The following is a 21,729-nucleotide window of genomic DNA, read 5'->3' on the forward strand; positions in this document are numbered from 1 at the left end:
GAAGCTAGAACTAACACTATACTTGCCTTTATTTACTTTTTTAAAAAAGAAAACACCTTTTTATTTTATTATAATTTTAACTTAATAATTAAGATGTCATATTATTTAAGGTATAGTTTTTGCCATTTATACTATGATTTATTAAATTTAATGACGAAAGGAACAACTATATGGATGATAATTTTTCACCAAGAGTAAAAGATGTAATTGCTTACAGTAAAGAAGAAGCTCTTCGTTTAGGTCACGATTTTATTGGAACCGAACACCTTATGCTTGGTTTATTAAGAGACGGAAACGGTAAAGCTATTAATATTCTAAATGCTTTAGATATAGATTTAAACCATTTAAGGCGAAAAGTAGAAATATTAAGTCCCGCTAACCCGAACGTTACTATTACCTCTAACGAAAAAAAGAACTTACACCTAACAAGGCAAGCAGAACGTGCTTTAAAAACAACATTTTTAGAAGCAAAACTTTTTCAAAGCACTTCTATAAACACAGCACATTTACTGCTTTGTATTTTAAGAAATGAAAACGATCCTACTACAAAACTTTTAAACAAGTTAAAAGTGGATTATGATAACGTAAAAGAACAATTCAAGTCTATGATAACAAGTGACGATAACTTTACAGATAATTCCGGAGAACCTAAAGCCGAATCTTTTCAAGATGATGCCCAAGGTAGTGACGGCAATGAATCTAAAGACATATTTAACACACCTAGTGGAAAAGGAAACAAAAAATCTAAAACTCCTGTTTTAGATAATTTTGGACGTGATTTAACAGCAATGGCCGAAGAAGGAAAACTTGATCCTGTGGTAGGTAGAGAAAAAGAAATTGAGCGTGTATCTCAAATTTTATCACGTAGAAAGAAAAACAACCCATTACTTATTGGTGAACCTGGTGTTGGTAAAAGTGCAATTGCTGAAGGCTTAGCAAACAGAATAGTTAAACGTAAAGTTTCTCGTATATTATTTAATAAACGTGTAGTGACTTTAGACTTAGCAAGCTTAGTCGCTGGAACAAAATACCGTGGTCAATTTGAAGAACGTATGAAAGCCGTTATGAACGAGCTTGAAAAAAATGATGATGTCATTTTGTTTATAGACGAAATTCACACCATAGTTGGTGCTGGTGGAGCAACAGGAAGTTTAGATGCATCAAACATGTTTAAACCTGCATTAGCAAGAGGCGAAATACAATGCATTGGCGCTACAACTTTAGATGAGTACAGACAATATATTGAAAAGGATGGCGCACTAGAACGTCGTTTTCAAAAAGTAATTGTAGAACCAACTACTGTAGAAGAAACAATCGAGATTTTAAATAACATTAAAGGTAAATACGAAGAACACCACAATGTTGATTACACAGATGCTGCAATAGAAGCTTGTGTAAAATTAACAAATAGGTACATGACAGAACGTTTTTTACCAGACAAAGCTATTGATGCGTTAGATGAAGCTGGCTCAAGAGTTCACATCACAAACATAGATGTACCAAAACAAATTATTGAATTAGAAAAAAAGCTTGAAGAAGTTAAAGCAACAAAAAATTCAGTAGTAAAAAAACAAAAATACGAAGAAGCAGCACGTTTACGTGATGACGAAAAACGTATTGAAAAAGAATTAGCTATTGCTCAAGAAAAATGGGAAGAAGATACTAAGCTTCATAAAGTTACAGTTACCGAAGACAACGTAGCAGATGTAATTTCTATGATGACTGGCGTACCAGTAAACCGTATAGCACAAACCGAAAGCAATAAATTAGCAGAATTACCAGAACTTATAAAAGGAAAAGTAATAGGTCAAGACGATGCAGTTGCAAAAGTAGTAAAAGCAATACAACGTAATCGTGCCGGGCTTAAAGACCCCAACAAACCAATTGGTTCATTTATATTTTTAGGTCAAACAGGAGTTGGTAAAACACAGTTAGCAAAAGTGCTTTCTCGTGAACTTTTTGATAGCGAAGAGTCACTTATTAGAATAGACATGAGTGAATACATGGAAAAATTTGCTATTTCTAGATTAGTTGGAGCGCCTCCAGGATACGTAGGATACGAAGAAGGCGGGCAATTAACCGAAAAAGTAAGACGTAAACCCTATGCAGTTGTGTTACTTGATGAAATAGAAAAAGCACATCCAGATGTTTTTAATATGTTATTACAAGTTTTAGATGATGGTTATTTAACAGATTCTTTAGGGCGTAAAATTGACTTTAGAAACACCATAATTATTATGACTTCTAATATTGGAGCGCGTAAATTAAAAGATTTTGGTACAGGAATTGGTTTTGGTACAGCATCACAAAAATCTCAAGAAGATGCTAACGCACGTGCTGTTATACAAAACGCATTAAAAAAATCTTTTGCACCAGAATTTTTAAATAGAATTGACGACGTTGTAGTTTTCAACGCATTAGAAAAAGAAGATATAAATAAAATTATAGATATAGAATTAGATAAATTATTAATACGTATTAAAGGTTTAGGTTACACGTTACAATTAACCGATACTGCAAAAAATTACATAGCAGATAAGGGTTTTGATAAACAATATGGAGCAAGACCATTAAAAAGAGCCATACAAAAATATGTAGAAGATGCTTTAGCTGAAGAAATTATAACTTCCTCTATTACAGATGGAGACATTATAAAAATGGATTTAGACGATAAAACCGATGAGATTAAAATAACAATCGAAAAAGCACAAAAATCCACAGAATCTTAAAAATATTTTCTAATTAACATTGTATAATCCTGCAAAAATTTTAATAGTTTTGCAGGATTATTTTTTAAAATGAATCTCCCTACAAATTCCCCAAATAAAAATATAGCATTACCTTTTGTTACACTTAGCTTTTATAATAATTATTTTATAGGCATATTTAAAGAAGGTGAATTAGTTACTATTGAAAAAAGTAACCTAATAAGCAGTTATGCTTTAGATTTTTTTAAAGACAAACCTTTTGTCTATATCTCTAACCGTGTAAACTCTTATGCTGTAAATCCAGAAATATATCCAGATATGCTTGGCATAAGTAATTTAGCTGGCTTTGCAGTAGTTTCAAAAAATGCAATGGCACTAAAAAATGCCAAATTCGAGAAAATGTTTTTTAAAAAACCTTTTGAAACCTTCAACACAATTGATGAAGCTATTGTATGGACAGATACACTAATTAAAGAGCATATTAGTAATAAAGCCATTTAAACATAGTTACAAACTTCACCTAATAAATCCTTTGTCAATAGATTTAAAGCAAATCTCTATACGAAGCATTACTAATTTTTAAACCTAAACGTTTTAAAATATTTCTTTAAATATTTAGCACATTTTAAGAAAACAAATCGTTTTCATCAATTATTAAATTTTGAATAAAATGTATTGAAGCAGCAATATCATCATGTAATACTTCGTCTTCTTCTATAAAAGGAACTTCGGTTCTATAAGCTTGTAAAAACGCCTCAATAAAATCGCTAGATTTTAAAGGACTTCTAAACGCTAACGCTTGAGAAGCATTCATTAATTCTATTGCCAAAATACGTTCTACATTATTTACTAAAGTAAAAGCTTGCGTTGCTGCATTTGCGCCCATACTAACATGATCTTCTTGCCCATTACTAGATACAATAGAATCTACAGAAGCTGGAGAAGCTAATTGCTTATTAGCACTTACAATACTTGCAGCAGTATATTGTGGTATCATAAATCCAGAATTTAAACCTGGATTATTTACTAAAAATGCTGGCAAACCTCGTAAACCAGATACGAGTTGAAACACACGACGTTCAGATATATTTCCTAATTCTGCCATAGCAATCTTTAAATAATCTAATGCTAAAGCTAATGGTTGACCGTGGAAATTTCCGCCAGAAATTATTTCATCTTCCTCAGAAAAAATATTTGGGTTATCGGTTACCGCATTTATTTCAGTTTTAAAAGTTTTAAGTACAAATGCTAAAGTATCTTTTGTTGCTCCATGAACTTGCGGTATACATCTAAAAGAATAAGGATCTTGAACATGTTGTTTTTCTTGAACAATTACTTCACTCCCATTTAAAAAGGTTCTAATTCTTTCAGCCGTTTTTAACTGTCCATTATGTGGTCTTACTAAATGTATTAATTCATTAAAAGGTTCTATTCTACCATCAAAAGCATCAATAGAAACACTACCTATTAAATCTGCCAAATAAGACAATTTATAGCTTTTTAATAATAAATAAACGCCATAAGCACTCATAAACTGTGTACCATTTAATAACGCTAAACCTTCTTTAGATTGTAGCTGTATTGGTTCCCAGTTAAACTCTTTAAGCAAATCTTCTCCAGTTACAATGTTTCCTTTATAATTAACTTTTCCTTTACCTATTAAAGGTAGAGACAAATGTGCTAAAGGCGCTAAATCACCAGATGCACCAAGAGATCCTTGTGTATAAATTACTGGTAAAATGTCATGATTAAAAAAAGCTATTAAACGCTCTACTGTTGCTAATTGGCTTCCAGAGTGTCCATAATTAAGCGACTGTATTTTTAATAGCAACATTAATTTCACAATCTCCTGCGGTACTTCTTCACCTGTACCACAAGCATGAGACATTACTAAATTTTCCTGAAGCTTAGTTAAATTATCTTTAGATATTTTTACATTATAAAGCGAACCAAAACCAGTATTAATTCCGTAAATAGGTTTTTCTTCTTCTTTAAGCTTATTGTCTAAATAAGACCTACAATTTTGAATGCGAGTTTTAGATTCTGGAGACAATTTCAAGGTTTTTCCTTGGGTAATAATCTCATTAATAGTTGTTAACTCTAAAACTTGGTTCGATATAAAATGAATATTGCTCATTAATTGGTGTAAATTTCTATCAAAAATGAAAAAACCAAGCGTATTATGCAAGTAATGTTAATAATTTATGAATTTAATGACATTGTTAATTGAATCTATTATTTTTGAATAAATCAAAATAAATTAAAAAAATGAAAAAACTATTAATATGTTTATCCATTCTTGCAATTGTAGCTTGTAAAGAAGAAGCGCCAAAAGACTATGTAACGCTTTCTGGTAAAATTGAAAATCAAAGCAGTGATTCTTTATTTGTTTACCAAGGAAGAGCATTCACAAAAACTATTAAAGTAAATGAAGATGGTACATTTACAGATACTTTAAAAGTAGCTCCTGGAATGTATGGCGTTTACGATGGTAACGAGTCTACAAGTGTATATCTTAAAAACGGTTACGATTTAAACTTAACTTTAGACACTAAGGAGTTTGATGAAAGTATTAAATTTTCTGGCGAAGGTGCAGAGGCTAACAATTATTTAGTTGAAAAAGCATTAATGCAAGAAAACCTAATTGAACCTAGTATTTTTGATCTTGAAGAAGCAGATTTTAATGCTAAAATTGTAGAGCTTGAAAATGAAATGAACGCTTTTTTAGAAAAAAATGCAACAGCTTTAGACTCTACTTTAATGGCTAATGAAAAAATGCAAATTAGCCAATTTAAACCAGGTATTACTGGCGCATATAAACAGCAACAAGCTAGAACAGCTCAGTTTGCATCTTATATTGGTAAGCCAGCACCAAATTTTAATTTTGAAAATGTAAAAGGTGGAAAAACAGCTTTAATAGATTTAAAAGGAAAATATGTTTATATAGATGTTTGGGCAACGTGGTGTGGACCTTGTATTAGAGAGATTCCAGATTTAAAGAAACTTGAAAAAGATTTTCACGATAATAATATTCAATTTGTAAGTTTATCTGTAGACGATGGTCGAGGATTTAAAGGTGATACAAAAGAGGAAAGAGCAGAATTAGCCTATGAAGGTTGGAAAAAAATGATTGCCGAAAAAGAATTAGGTGGTATTCAAGTTATTTCTGACAATGGATGGAAATCAGACTTTGTTCAAGAGTTTAAAATTAACGGTATCCCTCGTTTTATTTTAATTGATCCAGCAGGAAATATTGTAAATGCAGATGCACCAAGACCTTCAAGCCCTAAACTTAGAGAGGTTTTAAATAATTTAGAAAACATCTAATTTTTTTTTTTTAAAAAATAAAATATCTTTTATAAAAAAACACCGAATATAACATTCGGTGTTTTTTTTATTTCAATATAATTAATTACTTCTTGTTTTTTGAGTCTGCTTCTTCTACTTGTGGTTGTTCTGGTTGTTTAAACAAATCTAAATATGCTTTAGATATTCCAGAAATAACATCACTTGCTATTAAACTTTGGTAACCAAATTGCTCTAGTAAAACATCAGCACTTTTACCGTGTAGGTATACCCCAAACAATGTAGCTTGTAAAGCATCATAACCTTGCGAAATTAAACCAGTAATTACTCCTGTTAAAACATCTCCTGTTCCTGCTGTAGCTAATCCTGGATTTCCAGTTGCGTTTACAAAGTACTTATTATTAAATACTGTAATTGTATTAGAACCTTTAATTACTACTATTACTTTATACTTAGTAGCAAAAGCTTTTGTTTTTTTAAGTTTATCAAAATCATCATTCCACTTACCTATTAAACGTTCTAATTCTTTTGGATGTGGTGTTAAAACAGTTAGTTCTGGAAGTAGTTGTAGTAAGCCTTTCTTTTTAGACAAAATGTTTAGCCCATCTGCATCAATTACAAGTGGTTTTTTGTTTGCTTTTAAAAAGTTTTCAAAAGCTAGAATAGTTTTATCGTGCGTTCCTAAACCAACACCTACACCAATTACAGTGGGTTCAATTTCTAAATTTATACCTGTTATTTTTTCTTCGTCTGCATCTGTTAAAACCATGGCTTCAGGTAAAGCGGTTTGTAAAGGTATGTAACCACATTTTGGTACATAAGCTGTAACTTTTCCAGCTCCTGCTGTTAAAACTGCACGACTTGCTAAATTTACTGCTCCTATTTTACCATAACTACCGCCAATAATTAAACTGTGACCAAATGTACCTTTATGACTATATTTTTCTCGAGGTTGATACATAGGAAGAATTTCATTTTTCCCTATTAAATCTGCTTCAGTTACTGTGCTATATAAATATTCAGGATCTATACCAATATCTAAAACCTCCCATTGCTGTGTATATTTTGCTGTTTCAGGCAAAAAGAATACTAATTTTGGTGTTTGAAAACTTAATGTATAGCCAGCTGCAACAACAGCTTCTTGGTCATCTACAGCTTTATCTGTATGTAAACCCGAAGGTAAATCTATAGACAAAGTAAAAGCTTTCGTGCTTCTAAAAAATTGAAAAAGTGCTTTTACCCAAGCATCAACTGGTCTATTAATTCCAATACCAAATACAGCATCTACTATAATATCTTTGGTATCAATTTGCATTTCGCTAAAATCTTCTGCACAACTTAATAGTGTTGGCCAGTCTTTGGTTGTGTTTTTAATACGGTCGTAATTAATTAAAAAATCTTTAGAACGTTTATCACTACAATTAACTATGTACACTTTAACATTATAACCATGAGTTATTAAATGCCTTGCTACTACCAAACCATCACCACCATTATTACCTATGCCACAAAATACATGTATTGGTACTTGCGCGCCTTGCATACGCATGTGTAACCAATTAAAAATTTGTATTCCTGCGCGCTCCATTAAATCGGTTGAAGAAATTTTTTGTCGTTCTTGAGTTTGCTTATCGCCAGCGTAAATTTGTTCTTTTGAGAAAATTTTCATTTAATATTTTTTAACTTAGAGACACTTTTATCTATAATTTTGTAATGAATTTGCTTTAAATTTAGAATAGTATAAAAATGAATGATTAGTTTTCTTATTCAGGTAAAAGTAATACATTTCAGTATCATTTATAAATATTTAACTCAACACAAATGCAAGTACTTAAATTTGGTGGAACATCTGTTGGTTCTTCAAAAAATATAAATAGGGTTATTACAATTCTAGAAAATTACGCGACAAAAGATAAAGTTATTTGTGTTGTTTCTGCTGTTGGAGGTATTACAGACAAACTACTAAAAGCTGGACGCTTAGCACAAAAAAAAGATGAAGATTATCTATCTGAATACAAAACAATTAAATCCATACATTTAAAGTTGTTATTAGATTTAGTACCAAGTAAAAACAAAACTATTTCTAAGACCATTGAAGATAAATTAAAGCAATTAAAAGAACTGCTAGATGGCATTTATTTAATTAATGAATTATCTCCACAAACATCAGATAAATTACTAAGTTTTGGAGAATTACTTTCTTCTTTTATAATTACCGAAGCTTTAAAGTATAAAGGCGTTAATGCAAAAAGAAAAAACACTCAAGATTTAATTGTTACAAACTCTAATTTCACAAAAGCTGAAGTCGATTTTGAAACAACAAATTTAAAAATTAGAGATTATTTTAATGAAAGTGATTATAGCATAACCATAGTTCCTGGTTTTATTTCTAAATCTAGTAAAGGAGAAATAACAACTTTAGGCCGTGGCGGTAGTGATTATACAGCGGCCATTATTGCTGCAGCTTTAAATGTAACACAGTTAGAAATCTGGACAGATGTTAGTGGTATGTATACTGCAAACCCTAAATTAGTTAAGCATGCATTTCCTATAGAACGTATAAGTTACCAAGAGGCTATGGAATTATCACATTTTGGCGCTAAAGTTTTATATCCGCCAACAGTGCAACCTGTTTTAGATTTAAATATTCCTATACATATAAAAAACACTTTAAAACCTGAAGCTGCAGGCACAATAATTTCTAATGAAAATAATAATAAAACTAACATTGCAACTGGTATAACTAATATTAATGATATTGCGTTATTAACCTTACAAGGTAATGGTATGGTTGGTGTTCCTGGTTTTTCTAAACGTTTATTCGAAGTTTTAGCACAAGAAAAAATTAATATTATTTTAATTACACAAGCATCATCAGAGCATTCTATATGCTTTGGTATTTTACAAAGTGATGCTAGTGCTGCAGAAACGGCTATAAACACTGTATTCGAGCATGAAATTTCAATTCATAAAATAGATCCTATAATCGTTGAGCTTAACCTATCTATAATAGCTTTAATTGGAGATAGTATGAAAAACCATCAAAGTATTAGTGGTAAAATGTTTAGCACATTAGGAAAAAACAACATTAATATTCGAGCTATTGCTCAAGGCGCATCAGAAAGAAATATATCTGCTGTTATTGCAGAAAAAGATGTTGAAAAAGCTTTAAATACAATACATGAACGCTTTTTTGAAGACAATAATAAGCAACTCAATGTTTTTATTACAGGAATTGGTAATGTTGGAGAAAAACTAATAGACCAAATCGAGCAACAGCACGAATTTTTAAAGAAAAATTTAAAACTAGATGTAAGAATTATTGGTCTTGCAAATTCTAGAAAAATGGTATTTAATGCTAAAGGTATTGACCTAAAAAACTGGGCAGCACAATTTCATCATGCAGACAAATCTACTCTTGAAGGCTTTTTTGAGAAAGCAACTCAGCTAAATTTACGCAATAGTATCTTTGTAGATGTTACTGCAAACGAAGCTGTTTCTAAAATGTACGCAGGCTATTTAAAAAATAGTATTGCTGTTGTTGCTTGTAGTAAAATAGCATGTTCTAGCGATTATAAAAACTACAAACATTTAAAAGATTTATCTTTAAAATACAATACGCCTTTTTTATACGAAACTAACGTTGGTGCAGGTTTACCAATAATAAACACATTAAATAACCTTGTGGCTTCTGGCGACAAAGTTACCAGTATACAAGCAGTTTTAAGCGGTAGTTTAAATTTTATATTCAATAATTTTAATGATCATACTAATTTTCATGACACTGTAAAACGTGCACAATTTGAAGGCTATACAGAACCAGACCCAAGAATTGATTTAAGCGGTATTGATGTAGCAAGAAAGATGTTGATTTTAGCCAGAGAAAATGGAGGCACAATGGATATTGATGCTATTGAAAACGAATCGTTTTTAACAAAAGCAAATTTAGAAAGCGGATCTGTAGATGATTTTTACAAAACACTTAAAAAAGACGAAGCTCATTTTCAAGCATTATACGCCAATGCAAAAGCAAAAGATTGTCAACTTAAATATGTAGCAGAATTTAAAAACGGTAAAGCTAAAGTTGGCCTTCAAGAAATACCTAACAATCATCCATTTTCAAATTTAGAAGGTAAAGATAATATTGTAATGTTTTACACACAACGCTATCCAGAACAGCCACTAATAGTTAAAGGTGCTGGTGCTGGTGCAGATGTAACTGCATCTGGTTTATTTGCAGATATTATAAGAATAGGAAATAATTAAAATTGCAAATGAATCAAATAAAAATCTTTTCGCCGGCAACGGTTGCAAATGTTTCTTGTGGTTTCGATGTATTAGGCTTTTGCTTAGATACTATTGGAGATGAAATGGTTATTAAAAAAACCTTAAAAAAAGGCATAAAAATAACCAAAATTGAAGGTTATAATTTACCTTTTAAAACCGAAGAAAATGTTGCTGGAGTTTCTGCTTTAGCCTTAATTGAAGCATTAAAACCAGATTGCGGTTTTGAGATAGAAATTTATAAAAAAATTAAACCTGGAAGTGGTGTTGGTAGTAGCTCTGCAAGTGCTGCAGGAAGCGTTTGGGCAATTAATGAGTTGTTAAACAAACCTTTTAACACAACAGAAATAACAAATTTTGCAATGAAAGGTGAAGCACTAGCAAGTGGTTGCGAACATGCAGATAATATTGCTCCTGCTCTATTTGGTGGCTTTACATTAGTAAAATCTATATCTCCTTTAAATATATTGCAATTACCAACTCCAGAAGATTTATACGTAACAATTATTCATCCACAAATAGAAATTAAAACATCTCAAGCAAGAGCCATTTTACCTAAAGAAATTCCACTTCAAAATGCCATTACACAATGGGCAAACGTTGGAAGTTTAGTACATGCATTGCATACAAATAATTATAATTTATTAAGTGATGCGCTTCAAGATGTAGTTGTAGAACCTTATAGAAGCCAATTAATACCTAACTTTAATTCTATAAAAACACAAAGCATTATTGCTGGTGCGTTAGGCGTAGGTATTTCTGGTTCTGGGCCATCTATATTCGCTTTATCTAAAGGAGAAGAAACAGCTAATAAAGTAGCAAAAGCTATGAAAAAAGTCTATTCTAATACAACTATTAATTTTGAAATATATGTTTCAAAAATTAATAAACAAGGCATGAAAATTATATAAAAATAAAGCATTTCCGGTAACGGAACATTATTATGAAATATTACTCACTAAACCATAAAGCTGAAAATACAAGTTTTAAAAATGCTGTTGTTAAAGGTTTAGCACCAGATAAAGGATTGTACTTTCCTGAAAACATAACACCTTTACCAAAATCTTTTTTCGATAACATTCAAAATCTAAGTAATACCGAGATTGCTTTTCAAGCTATAAAACAATTTGTAACACCAGATATTCCTGAGCAGGTTTTAAAAACAATTATAGAAGAAACGCTATCTTTTAATTTTCCTATTGTAAATTTAAGTGAGCATATTTCTACATTAGAGTTATTTCATGGACCAACAATGGCTTTTAAAGATGTTGGAGCTAGATTTATGGCAAGATGCTTAGGCTATTTTAATAAAGAAAACAGTAACGAAGTCACAGTATTAGTAGCTACTTCTGGAGATACTGGAGGCGCAGTGGCAAACGGGTTTTTGGGTGTAAAGGGAGTAAATGTTGTTATATTATATCCTAGCGGAAAAGTAAGTGATATACAAGAAAAACAATTAACAACGTTAGGAAACAATATTACAGCTTTAGAAGTTGATGGTGTTTTTGATGATTGCCAAGATATGGTTAAGCGTGCATTTTTAGACGAAGATTTAACAAGTAAAATGCAATTAACCTCTGCAAATTCAATTAATGTTGCGCGTTGGTTACCACAACTTTTCTATTTTATGTTTGCATACAAACAATTACATAAAAAACATGAAAACATTGTATTCTCGGTACCTAGCGGTAATTTTGGAAATGTTTGCGCTGGTATGATGGCACAGCAATTAGGGCTACCAATTAAACATTTTATAGCTTCTAATAATGAAAACAATGTTGTTACTAATTACTTACATACAAAGGAGTACAAACCAAAACCATCTGTACAAACTATTAGTAATGCAATGGATGTTGGTAATCCAAGTAATTTTATAAGAATTAAAGAAATTTATAAAAATAATTTCGATAGTTTAAAAACAAACTTATCCTCATATAGTTTTAATGATATTGAAACTAAAAAGGCTTTAAAAGAAATTTTTGATAACTATAATTATGTAGCAGATCCACATGGCGCTGTTGGATATTTGGGCTGTAAAGCATATTTAAAAGATAATAAAAATAGCCATTGTGTGTTTTTAGAAACAGCACACCCAACTAAGTTTTTAGATGTTGTAGAAGAAGTTATTAAAGAAAAACAACTATTACCAAAGCAAATTCAAGCGGTTATAGATAAAGAAAAAGTTTCAACCCAAATAAGTACTTATAATGAGTTGAAACAGTTTCTTTTAAATAAGTAAAGTTATTCTACTTCTATAATAGTTTCTTCTTTTTTAGTACTTATTAAGTAAGTATAAAACCACATGATAGTAAATGTTGGAATTATATCTAATCCTGGTAAAATTTCTTCAACAAAACTAACTGCTGCGGCAACTTTACCTTTTCTACCTTTGTACATCTTAGTCATAAGCCAAGATGATGCTGGTGCCCAAAATAAGTCTATAAATTCTCCTAAAAAAGGAACTACAAAACTTACATAACCTACGGCATCAAATAATATACCTAAGGCTAGTTTTTTGTATTTGCTTGTGTTTTCTAAATTCATTATGTTGTATTGTGTTAATACTCAACACATAGCAAATAGTGTTCCAAATTAATATTTAAGACAAGGTCTCACTAATAAGTTTTAAAAATTCGGTACGCGTTTCTATATTTTTAAAAGCACCTCTAAATCCAGACGTGGTAGTGACAGAACTTTGTTTTTGTACACCTCGCATTTGCATACACATATGGCTAGCTTCTAAAACAACTGCCACACCTTCTGGTTTTAAAGTATCATCAATACAATTTAAAATTTCATGCGTTAAGCGCTCTTGTACTTGTAATCGCCTTGCAAAAACATCTACTATTCTTGGTAATTTACTTAAACCTACAATGTGACCGTTTGGAATATATGCAATGTGCGCTTTACCAAAAAAGGGTAAAATATGGTGTTCGCATAAAGAATAAAACTCAATATCTTTTACAACAACCATATCGTTATAGTCTTCTTTAAACATTGCGCCTTTTAAAATTTCTGCTGCGTTTTGATTATAACCTTGAGTTAAAAACTGCATGGCTTTTGCTGCACGTTCTGGCGTTTTAACTAAACCTTCTCTACTTGTGTCTTCACCTAAATCTTCAATAATTTTTTTATAACGATCTTTTACATCGTCTGTAACCTTAATATTGTATTCTTCAAATTTTTTATATGGCATTCTAGTTCGTTTTTAATTTATCGCTATAATAAGTACTTAATTTTTTAAGTTTTGGGTCTATTACATATTGGCAGTAAGAGGCTTCAGTATTACGTTCGTAAAATTCTTGGTGATCTTCATCTGCATTATAAAAAGCACCTAAAGCTGTAACTTCTGTTACTATTGGTGCATTAAAAATATTTTCATTATTTAAAAAAGTTATAAAAGCTTCAGCTTCATTTTTTTGTTTTTCAGTGTTATAAAAAATTGCAGATCTGTATTGTGTTCCTATATCGTGACCTTGACGATTTAATGTAGTAGGATCATGAGTCGCAAAAAATATTTCTAAAAGTTCAACAAAACTTACTTTTGTGTCATCAAAAAAAACCTGAATACCTTCAGCATGACCAGTTCTTCCTGTACAAATTTCTCTGTATGCTGGATTTTTAATATTACCTCCTGTATAACCCGAAATCACTTTGTTTACACCTTCTACCCTATTAAACACAGCTTCTGTACACCAAAAACATCCTCCAGCCAAAGTCGCTATTTTTAATTGTTTTTCTTCCATAATATAAATTTAATTAGAAATCTATTGAATTAAGCAGTATTAGTATTAAAAGAATTTTAGTTTTAACTTTTAATTATGAAAAAAAAGCCATTCTAAAACTAGTTTTGTTTAACTAACTGTAACACTATAAAAAAAATATAGTCTTTAAAACACCAATCAAAAAAAAATACCACTTCATAATGAGACGTTATTTATTACTATTGCTTACTTTATTATTATCAATACATTCTTTTTCGCAGCATAAAAAAAAGTACATTGTTAACCGTACAAACATTGCACCAAAAATTGATGGTGTTTTAGATGATGCCATTTGGGTTAATGCTCAAATTGCTACAGATTTTGTACAATTTAGACCAACTGCTGGTAAAACAATGCCAAAAAATAAACGTACCGAAGTTAAAATGACTTATGATGATTCTGGTATATATATCGCTGCATATTTATATGATAATCCGGAAGATATGTTAAGGCAATTTACACAGCGCGATAATTTTGGACAGTCAGATTTTTTTGCTGCTGTTTTTAACCCAAATAACGATGCGCAAAACAACACCGAATTTTTTGTATTTAGCTCTGGTACACAGGCCGATGCTGTAGAAAATACTGGTGGCGAAGATTTTGGGTGGAATGCCGTATGGGAAAGTGCCACTAAAACAATGAGTGATGGTTGGATTGTAGAAATGAAAATTCCTTACCGTGCTTTACGTTTTACGCAACAAGAAAACCCTATTTGGGGAATACAATTTCATAGATTATATAGAAAAACAAGAGAACAAGCAACTTGGAACCCTTTTGATATTAAAAGTGGTGCGGCTATTGGTTTATATAATGGTGAATTACGTGGGTTAAAAAACTTACAGCCACCAACAAGATTAAACCTTTATCCATTTGCATCTGCTGTTATAGACGATTTTGATGGTGAAACTAACCAAGATTACAACGTAGGCTTAGATATTAAATATGGTATAACAGAAAATTTCACTTTAGATGCTACTTTAATTCCAGATTTTAGCCAAGCAGGTTTTGATAATGTACAATTAAATTTAGGGCCTTTTGAGCAAACGTTTTCTGAACGTAGACAATTTTTTACAGAAGGTTTAGATCTTTTTAGAAAAGGAAACTTATTCTTTTCAAGACGAATTGGTAGCGCTCCAATTGGTAGCCCTAATCTTGCTGAAAATGAAGTTTTAGATGAAGAATACCCAAGAAAAACAAATCTTTTAAATGCTGTAAAAGTTTCTGGTAGAACAAAAGGTGGTTTAGGAATTGGTTTTTTTAATGCTATTACAGAAAAAACAGAGGTTAGAGTTAAAACAACTAATGTACAAGACGATCCAAATACAGAAATAAATGAAGAAGTTATTTCATATAGAGATGAAGTTGTAGAACCTTTAGCAAATTATAATATTTTAGTTGTAGACCAACAGTTTAATAAAAACTCTTCTGTAAGTTTAATTAACACAAACGTTGTTAGAAATGGATCTAATAGTAGAGATGCTAATGTTACAGCCTTAGTTACAGATTTATCTAACAAAACAAATAGTTTTGGTTTAAATGCTCAAGCTAAAATGAGTAATATTAATTATCCTAACCAAAGCAGTAATGTAGTAGAAGAAGAAAGTTTATTAGACAAATTAGAAACTGGATATAGCGGAAGCATTTGGGCTGGAAAAACTAGCGGACAATACCGCTACAGTGCAAATTATTCTTTTGCAGATACTAAATTCGATATTAACGATATGGGATTACAGTTTAGAAACAATTACAATAATTTTGGCTTAGATGCAACATATAGAATTTTTGAACCTACAGAAAAGCACAATAACTTTGAATTAGGGCTTTGGTTTAATTACAATCAACTATTTAGCCCAAATACTTATACAGGTAAAAACTTTGGTGGTCGCGTTTATGCTGTTGGTAAAAAAAGCTTAATGGCTTATGGTGGTAGCTTTAATGTACAACCAGGAAAGCAATTTGATTATTTTGGACCTCGTGTTTCTGGTCGCTATTTTATAAGTGAAGACTGGTTAAATACTTCAATCTGGATGTCTTCAGATTATAACAAAACCTTTGCTTTAGATGCAGATATAGGATACGAAACACTATTTGAAGATGGTAGATCTTACCAAAGTGTGTTTTTTGAAGTTGAGCCAAGAGTAAGATTAAATGAAAAATTTATTATCGTTTATGGTTTTCAATGGGATCAAGAACTTAGAGAGCGTGGCTGGATTGATTTTATTGGTGACGATATTATTTACGGGCAACGCGACCAGTTAACTATAGAAAATAATTTGTCTGCTAACTATAATTTCAATCCGTTTCACGGTTTAACATTAAGTTGTAGAAATTACTGGAGTGCAGTACAGTATGAGAATGAATTATTTGCTTTAGGAGAAAATGGCCGTTTAAATCGTGATGACAATTATACAAAAGATGATTTAAGTGATCCAGACATTAATTTTAGTACTTGGGACGTTAACTTCACATACAAATGGCAATTTGCACCAGGAAGCTTTTTAACAGCACAATACAGAAATCGTATTTCTAATTTTAATACCAATGGTTCACAAAATTTTGGGAATAGTATAGATGAATTATTTGATAACCCAAAAGGAAACACTGTTTCTTTAAAAATGGTATACTTTATAGATTATAACAATATTAAAAATTTATTTAAAACTAAATCTAAAACCATATAAACTTGTGCAATAGTAGACAAAGTACTATTTTCATTTTTTTTAAAATTGAAGTATGATTAAAGCGGAAAATATACAAAAGTATTATGATGATTTACACGTTTTAAAAGGTGTTGATGTTCACATTAAAAAAGGCGAAATAGTTTCAGTTGTAGGTGCATCAGGCGCAGGAAAAACAACCTTATTGCATATTTTAGGCACTTTAGATTCTGTTTCCAAAACCTCTAATTCATCATTAATTATAAATGATAAAAATATAAATTCACTTTCTGAAAAACAATTAGCAAAATTTAGAAATGAAAATATTGGATTTATATTTCAGTTTCACCAGCTATTACCAGAATTTACAGCAATAGAAAACGTTTGTATTCCTGCTTTTATAAAAAAAACACCCAAAACTGAAGCTACAAAACGCGCCAAAGAATTATTAGATTTTTTAGGCTTATCGCATAGGTATGACCATAAACCTAACGAATTATCTGGTGGCGAGCAGCAAAGAGTTGCCGTAGCAAGAGCTTTAATTAATAATCCTGCTTTAATTTTTGCCGATGAACCTTCTGGAAACTTGGATAGCGAAAGTGCAGAAAATTTACATAACTTATTTTTAAAACTAAGAGATGAGTTTGGGCAAACCTTTGTTATTGTTACGCATAACAATGACTTAGCAAATTTAGCCGATAGAAAACTAACCATGGTAGATGGTAAAATTGTTTAAGTTTTTAAACAGTTTATAAAAGTTGTATTTTCGTTAGCAACTTAAATCGCATTAATGCTTTTAATTTTACTTTCTTGGATTTATATTTTTGCTACAACTCTTGTATTTGGAGTTGCTACAGCAAAATTATTTAGAATACAAGCTATAGATACTATAATCGCAGTATTTATTGGTTGCTTTACAGTAACTCTTTACATTGGTTTTTGGTCTATTTTTAATGCTGTAAACACGTTTTTTTATATTGTATTTTTCGTAATAAGTTTACTACTATATTTAAAAAACAAAACAGATGTATACTATAAACTCAAGCAACTTAAAACATCGTTTCTTCAATTAACATCCTTTTTTAAAGGGTTTATAATTTTTCTGTTATTTGTAATTTTAGCTAAATGCGCATCAGCACCATTTTTACTTGATAACGAAACCTATTATATTCAAACCATTAAATGGTTAAACCAATTTGGTTTTACAAAAGGATTAACAAATTTACATCTATTTTTAGGGCAAACTTCTGGATGGCATATTCTACAAAGTGGTTACAATTTTGAGTTTTTAAATAGTAATTTAAACGATTTGAGTGGTTTCTGTTTATTTTTAGCAAATTTTTATGCCATAGAAAAACTAAACAATTTTGTTATAGACTCAAGTAAAAATAAATTGGATTTAATTATAGGTTTATTTCCTATTTTTAATGTGTTTTTATTTCAGTTTGTTTCTGCTCCATCACCAGATATTGCAATCTACTGTTTAGGTCTCATTATTTTTTATGAGTTTACATGTTGCTACAAAACATATAATATCTATTCATTTTTTGCTGTATTTTTACTTTCAATATTTGCAACTTTAATTAAGCTAACAGGCTTGATGTTTTTTATTCTTGCGCTTGTACTCTACTTCCGCTTTTATAATTACACTAGAAAAGACAATAAAATTTTAGCTGGGTTTGGTATTGTTACATTAGCTTTATTTATAATAAAAAATACAATTATTACAGGTAATCCATTTTACCCATTACATTTAGATTTTTTGAAAGCAAGTTGGAGTTTACCACATAATATAAACACCTATTTTTCTCAATATGAAACCGCAGCTAGTTATGGTCTAGATGTAGAAAGCTATAAAATGTTTTCATATTTAAATCGCTTTAAAAGTTGGTTAAGTTACTCTTTAGTAGATGGTGTTTTTAATGCTTCAATGCTAATTTTATTATTAATTACGCCACTGTTTATTTTAAAATTAAAAGATAAAAAACCTCTACTTACAATATATGCTTTAGGTTTTTTATCTTTCACTATTTTATTGTTTACTGTACCACAGTATCGTTTTTTCTTTCAGTATTTAGTACTATTTTCTCTCATTATATTTTCATTTATAATCAAACATAAACATTTAATAACTGTAGTATTATCTATTAGTTTAATTACCATTATAATAGCTACATTTTTTAATTTAAATGTTTCAGCTTTAACAAATACACAAGCGCATAATACTACCAATTCATTTTCATTTAAAAATATAGTAAAACCATATAAAAACTCGAAATACAGCATGGATTTTGAGGTTATTAAAATTCAAAATACTACAATAAATTCACCGTTATTTATAGATTTTTTCTGGGCTACTGGTGAGTTGCCATTACCTGCTTTAAACAAAGTTCAACTTGAATACTTCAAAAATAATTTTAATAGTATACCGCAGCAGTATAGCGAAGATTTAAAAGATGGTTTTTATTCTAAAAAAATAATAAATGACTAAAAAAGAATTAAAAGAGTTTTTAGATGCTAAAGTTGAGCAATATAACAGGCTTGATTTTATTGATAGCGATCCAATTCAAATTCCACATAAATTTAGTAAAAAAGAAGATATTGAAATTGCAGGCTTTTTAAGTGCGACTATAGCTTGGGGAAACCGTAAAAGCATAATTAACAATGCTAATAAAATGATGCAATTATTAGACAATGCACCTTTTGACTTTGTAATTAATCATGAAGAAAAAGATTTAGAACAATTAGAAAGCTTTGTACATCGTACATTTAATGGTATAGACTTTATAACGTTTATTAAAGGTCTACAACATATATACAATAATCACAATGGTTTAGAAGCTGTATTTTTTAATCACGTAAATAAGCACTCTATACAACCTGCAATACATGAATTTAAAACTATTTTTTTTGAAATAGAACATTTAAAAAGAACCGAAAAACATGTTAGTGATCCTTTAAAAAAATCTGCAGCAAAACGCATAAACATGTTTTTACGCTGGATGGTTAGGCAAGATAAAACAGGTGTAGATTTTGGTATTTGGCAAAGTATATCACCAAGTATATTATCCTGTCCGTTAGATGTGCATTCTGGTAATGTAGCAAGAAAACTTGGGCTTTTAAAGCGTAAACAGAACGATGCTAAAGCATTAGAAGAACTTGACCAATCGCTTAGAAAATTAGATGAAAATGATCCAGTTAAATACGACTTTGCGCTTTTTGGATTAGGTGTTTTTGAAGGTTTTTAAAAATCAAAATGTATTAAAGGCTCAATACCTTAAAATTTTCAACTTATAAAAGAAAAAAAGGATGATGTAAGTATTTTAATACTATCTTTACATTTAGTCTAAATTCGAAAATGTGATAAGTCCTTCAATTCCTGAAAATGAAGCAGCCAGATTAAGAGCTGTAAAAAGTTATAATTTGTTAGATACACTTCCAGAAAGTGACTTTGATACAATTACAGCATTAATAGCTTCTCTTTTTAATGTACCTATAGCATTAGTTACTTTATTAGACGCCGACAGAAATTTTTTAAAATCACATTATGGTGTACCATTTAACGATTCTCCTAGAGATATCTCTTTTTGCGGTCATGCTATTTTAACAGATGATGATATATTTGTTGTTGAAGATTCCCGAAAAGACATTAGGTTTCAAAACAATCCATTAGTAAAAGATCATAACGCTATCTTTTATGCCGGTGCGCCATTAGTAAATAAAGATGGTTTTAAATTAGGAACTCTTTGTGTATTTGACACTAAGCCTAGAAAAATATCTAAAATCCAGCGTGACGCTTTAATTGCTTTATCTAATCAAGTTGTAAATCTTTTTGAATTAAGAAAGCAAAACAAAGAATTAATAGAAACCAAAGCTGTTTTAAAAGAAAGAAATGAAGAATTAAAATCTTTTGCAGGTACTGTTTCTCATGATATGAAAATGCCTTTAGCTAACTTAATTGTTACGTCTGATATTATTAAAGTTAAATACGGCAAAAAGTTAGATGAAAAAGGTTTAGAATATTTAAACTATTTAAAAAGTGCATCACTAAACCTTAGTAAATATATTACTGGTTTATTAGAGCATTATGAAAGTGATAAAATAGATAATGAAACCGAGAGTTTTGATTTACATCATTTATTAGAAGAAATAGTAGATCTTTTAAATATAAATTTAAACTGTGAAATTAATTTTCCAGATAAAAACGAAGAACTTTATTGTAATAGAGCTGCTTTAGAACAAGTATTTTTAAATTTAATAGGAAACAGCTTAAAGTATAATGATAAAGAAGAAATTATAATTGATATAGATTGTAAAAAACAAGATGACCACTACTTTTTTACAGTTAAAGACAATGGTATTGGTATTCCAAAAGAAAAACAAAAAGAGATATTTAATTTATTCTCTACTATTGGTAATGTAGATCGTAATGGTAATAAAGGTCATGGTATTGGCTTATCTACAGTTAGAAATATTGTACAATCTTTAGGTGGTACTATTTCTGTATCTTCAATAGAAGGAGAAAGTACAACTTTTGAGTTTTCAATTCTTATAGAACAGTAATAAACATATGTATAAAAAAAGACCAGCATAAACATGCTGGTCTTTTTTATATTTAATTTCGAAGTAAGTTATCGCTTCATTTTCTTTTTAAGCTTTTTATTTAAATCTGCTTGTGATTTGTATTTCTTTCCGCTCATCCCTAAGCATTCTCCATCAGATAATTTCATAGATTTATCGTCTAAAATATAAGTACCATTAGGTTTAACTACAGTACCATTTTTTAGCTTTAAATCTTCTTTTAAAGGTTTAACACCTTCAAATGTGTAATGAAACACTTTATCATTAAGCAAAATCACATAATCACTATCTACAGGTTTCTCTTGTGCAATAGCTGTTGCTATACTCATTAAGAAAACAAAACTCATTAAAATTAACTTCTTCATTTTTTATTATTTAAGGTTAAAACTTGCATTTTTAAGTATTTAAAGATACTCAAAATTATGCTTT

Annotated in this window: 17 protein-coding genes; 11 read left to right on the forward strand and 6 right to left on the reverse strand. The window is 30.1% G+C overall.

Annotation, left to right across the window (positions count from 1 at the left end; translation table 11 throughout):
- Positions 1–170: 170 nt before the first annotated feature.
- Together LACAL_RS13060 and LACAL_RS13065 are read left to right on the forward strand one after the other, a co-directional pair.
- Positions 171–2,729, forward strand: a complete 2,559-nt coding sequence (locus LACAL_RS13060) for an ATP-dependent Clp protease ATP-binding subunit (protein WP_013871228.1) — start codon at positions 171–173, stop codon at positions 2,727–2,729.
- A gap of 69 nt (positions 2,730–2,798) precedes the next feature.
- A complete protein-coding gene (locus LACAL_RS13065) occupies positions 2,799–3,209 on the forward strand; it encodes a hypothetical protein (RefSeq protein WP_013871229.1) in 411 nt (136 codons plus the stop codon).
- A 124-nt stretch (positions 3,210–3,333) separates the two neighbouring features.
- Here LACAL_RS13065 and hutH read toward each other — a convergent pair whose 3' ends face one another.
- On the reverse strand, positions 3,334–4,845 hold the full coding sequence (gene hutH, locus LACAL_RS13070; protein ID WP_013871230.1) for a histidine ammonia-lyase: 1,512 nt from the start codon (positions 4,843–4,845) through the stop codon (positions 3,334–3,336).
- Between the two features lie 131 nt (positions 4,846–4,976).
- On the opposite strand from hutH, the gene LACAL_RS13075 reads away from it, so the two are divergent.
- Positions 4,977–6,035, forward strand: a complete 1,059-nt coding sequence (locus tag LACAL_RS13075; RefSeq protein WP_013871231.1) for a TlpA disulfide reductase family protein — start codon at positions 4,977–4,979, stop codon at positions 6,033–6,035.
- Between the two features lie 85 nt (positions 6,036–6,120).
- On the opposite strand, the gene LACAL_RS13080 is transcribed toward LACAL_RS13075, so the two are convergent.
- Positions 6,121–7,683 (reverse strand): bifunctional ADP-dependent NAD(P)H-hydrate dehydratase/NAD(P)H-hydrate epimerase, encoded by a 1,563-nt coding sequence (locus LACAL_RS13080; RefSeq protein ID WP_013871232.1) that lies wholly within the window; start codon positions 7,681–7,683, stop codon positions 6,121–6,123.
- A 152-nt stretch (positions 7,684–7,835) separates the two neighbouring features.
- Here LACAL_RS13080 and thrA point away from each other — a divergent pair, with 152 nt between their 5' ends.
- From thrA to thrC, 3 genes are read left to right on the forward strand one after another with little or no spacing between them, the layout of a single operon-like run.
- The gene (gene thrA / locus LACAL_RS13085; protein WP_013871233.1) at positions 7,836–10,280 is read left to right on the forward strand and encodes a bifunctional aspartate kinase/homoserine dehydrogenase I; all 2,445 of its coding nucleotides are present in this window, start codon (positions 7,836–7,838) and stop codon (positions 10,278–10,280) included.
- Positions 10,281–10,288: 8 nt separating this feature from the next.
- Positions 10,289–11,209, forward strand: a complete 921-nt coding sequence (locus LACAL_RS13090) for a homoserine kinase (RefSeq protein WP_013871234.1) — start codon at positions 10,289–10,291, stop codon at positions 11,207–11,209.
- Between the two features lie 32 nt (positions 11,210–11,241).
- Positions 11,242–12,537 carry a threonine synthase gene (gene thrC, locus LACAL_RS13095; protein ID WP_013871235.1) on the forward strand — a complete coding sequence of 432 codons (1,296 nt, stop codon included), beginning with the start codon at positions 11,242–11,244 and terminating at the stop codon, positions 12,535–12,537.
- Positions 12,538–12,539: 2 nt separating this feature from the next.
- Here thrC and LACAL_RS13100 read toward each other — a convergent pair whose 3' ends face one another.
- From LACAL_RS13100 to msrA, 3 genes are read right to left on the reverse strand one after another with little or no spacing between them, the layout of a single operon-like run.
- Positions 12,540–12,842, reverse strand: coding sequence for a hypothetical protein (locus LACAL_RS13100; protein ID WP_013871236.1), 303 nt, complete (start codon positions 12,840–12,842; stop codon positions 12,540–12,542).
- 55 nt (positions 12,843–12,897) lie between these two features.
- Entirely contained in the window at positions 12,898–13,494 is a 597-nt protein-coding gene (folE, locus tag LACAL_RS13105; RefSeq protein ID WP_013871237.1) for a GTP cyclohydrolase I FolE, read from the reverse strand.
- A gap of 1 nt (position 13,495) precedes the next feature.
- On the reverse strand, positions 13,496–14,044 hold the full coding sequence (gene msrA / locus LACAL_RS13110; RefSeq protein WP_013871238.1) for a peptide-methionine (S)-S-oxide reductase MsrA: 549 nt from the start codon (positions 14,042–14,044) through the stop codon (positions 13,496–13,498).
- A gap of 179 nt (positions 14,045–14,223) precedes the next feature.
- Between msrA and LACAL_RS13115 the strand changes: the two genes are divergently transcribed.
- The 5 genes from LACAL_RS13115 (at position 14,224) to LACAL_RS13135 (ending at position 21,282) form a co-directional block, all read left to right on the forward strand.
- A complete protein-coding gene (locus LACAL_RS13115; RefSeq protein ID WP_013871239.1) occupies positions 14,224–16,743 on the forward strand; it encodes a DUF5916 domain-containing protein in 2,520 nt (839 codons plus the stop codon).
- Positions 16,744–16,795: 52 nt separating this feature from the next.
- Positions 16,796–17,455 carry an ABC transporter ATP-binding protein gene (locus tag LACAL_RS13120; protein WP_013871240.1) on the forward strand — a complete coding sequence of 220 codons (660 nt, stop codon included), beginning with the start codon at positions 16,796–16,798 and terminating at the stop codon, positions 17,453–17,455.
- A gap of 54 nt (positions 17,456–17,509) precedes the next feature.
- A complete protein-coding gene (locus LACAL_RS13125; protein ID WP_013871241.1) occupies positions 17,510–19,210 on the forward strand; it encodes a hypothetical protein in 1,701 nt (566 codons plus the stop codon).
- Positions 19,203–19,967, forward strand: a complete 765-nt coding sequence (locus tag LACAL_RS13130) for a TIGR02757 family protein (protein ID WP_013871242.1) — start codon at positions 19,203–19,205, stop codon at positions 19,965–19,967. Before LACAL_RS13125 ends, LACAL_RS13130 begins: the two co-directional genes overlap by 8 nt.
- A 112-nt stretch (positions 19,968–20,079) precedes the next feature.
- Positions 20,080–21,282 carry an ATP-binding protein gene (locus LACAL_RS13135; protein WP_013871243.1) on the forward strand — a complete coding sequence of 401 codons (1,203 nt, stop codon included), beginning with the start codon at positions 20,080–20,082 and terminating at the stop codon, positions 21,280–21,282.
- Between the two features lie 68 nt (positions 21,283–21,350).
- On the opposite strand, the gene LACAL_RS13140 is transcribed toward LACAL_RS13135, so the two are convergent.
- The gene (locus LACAL_RS13140; protein WP_013871244.1) at positions 21,351–21,665 is read right to left on the reverse strand and encodes a DUF6799 domain-containing protein; all 315 of its coding nucleotides are present in this window, start codon (positions 21,663–21,665) and stop codon (positions 21,351–21,353) included.
- Positions 21,666–21,729 lie beyond the last annotated feature (64 nt).

The organism is Lacinutrix sp. 5H-3-7-4 (assembly GCF_000211855.2).
In the GTDB taxonomy this organism is placed as follows: Bacteria; Bacteroidota; Bacteroidia; order Flavobacteriales; family Flavobacteriaceae; genus Lacinutrix.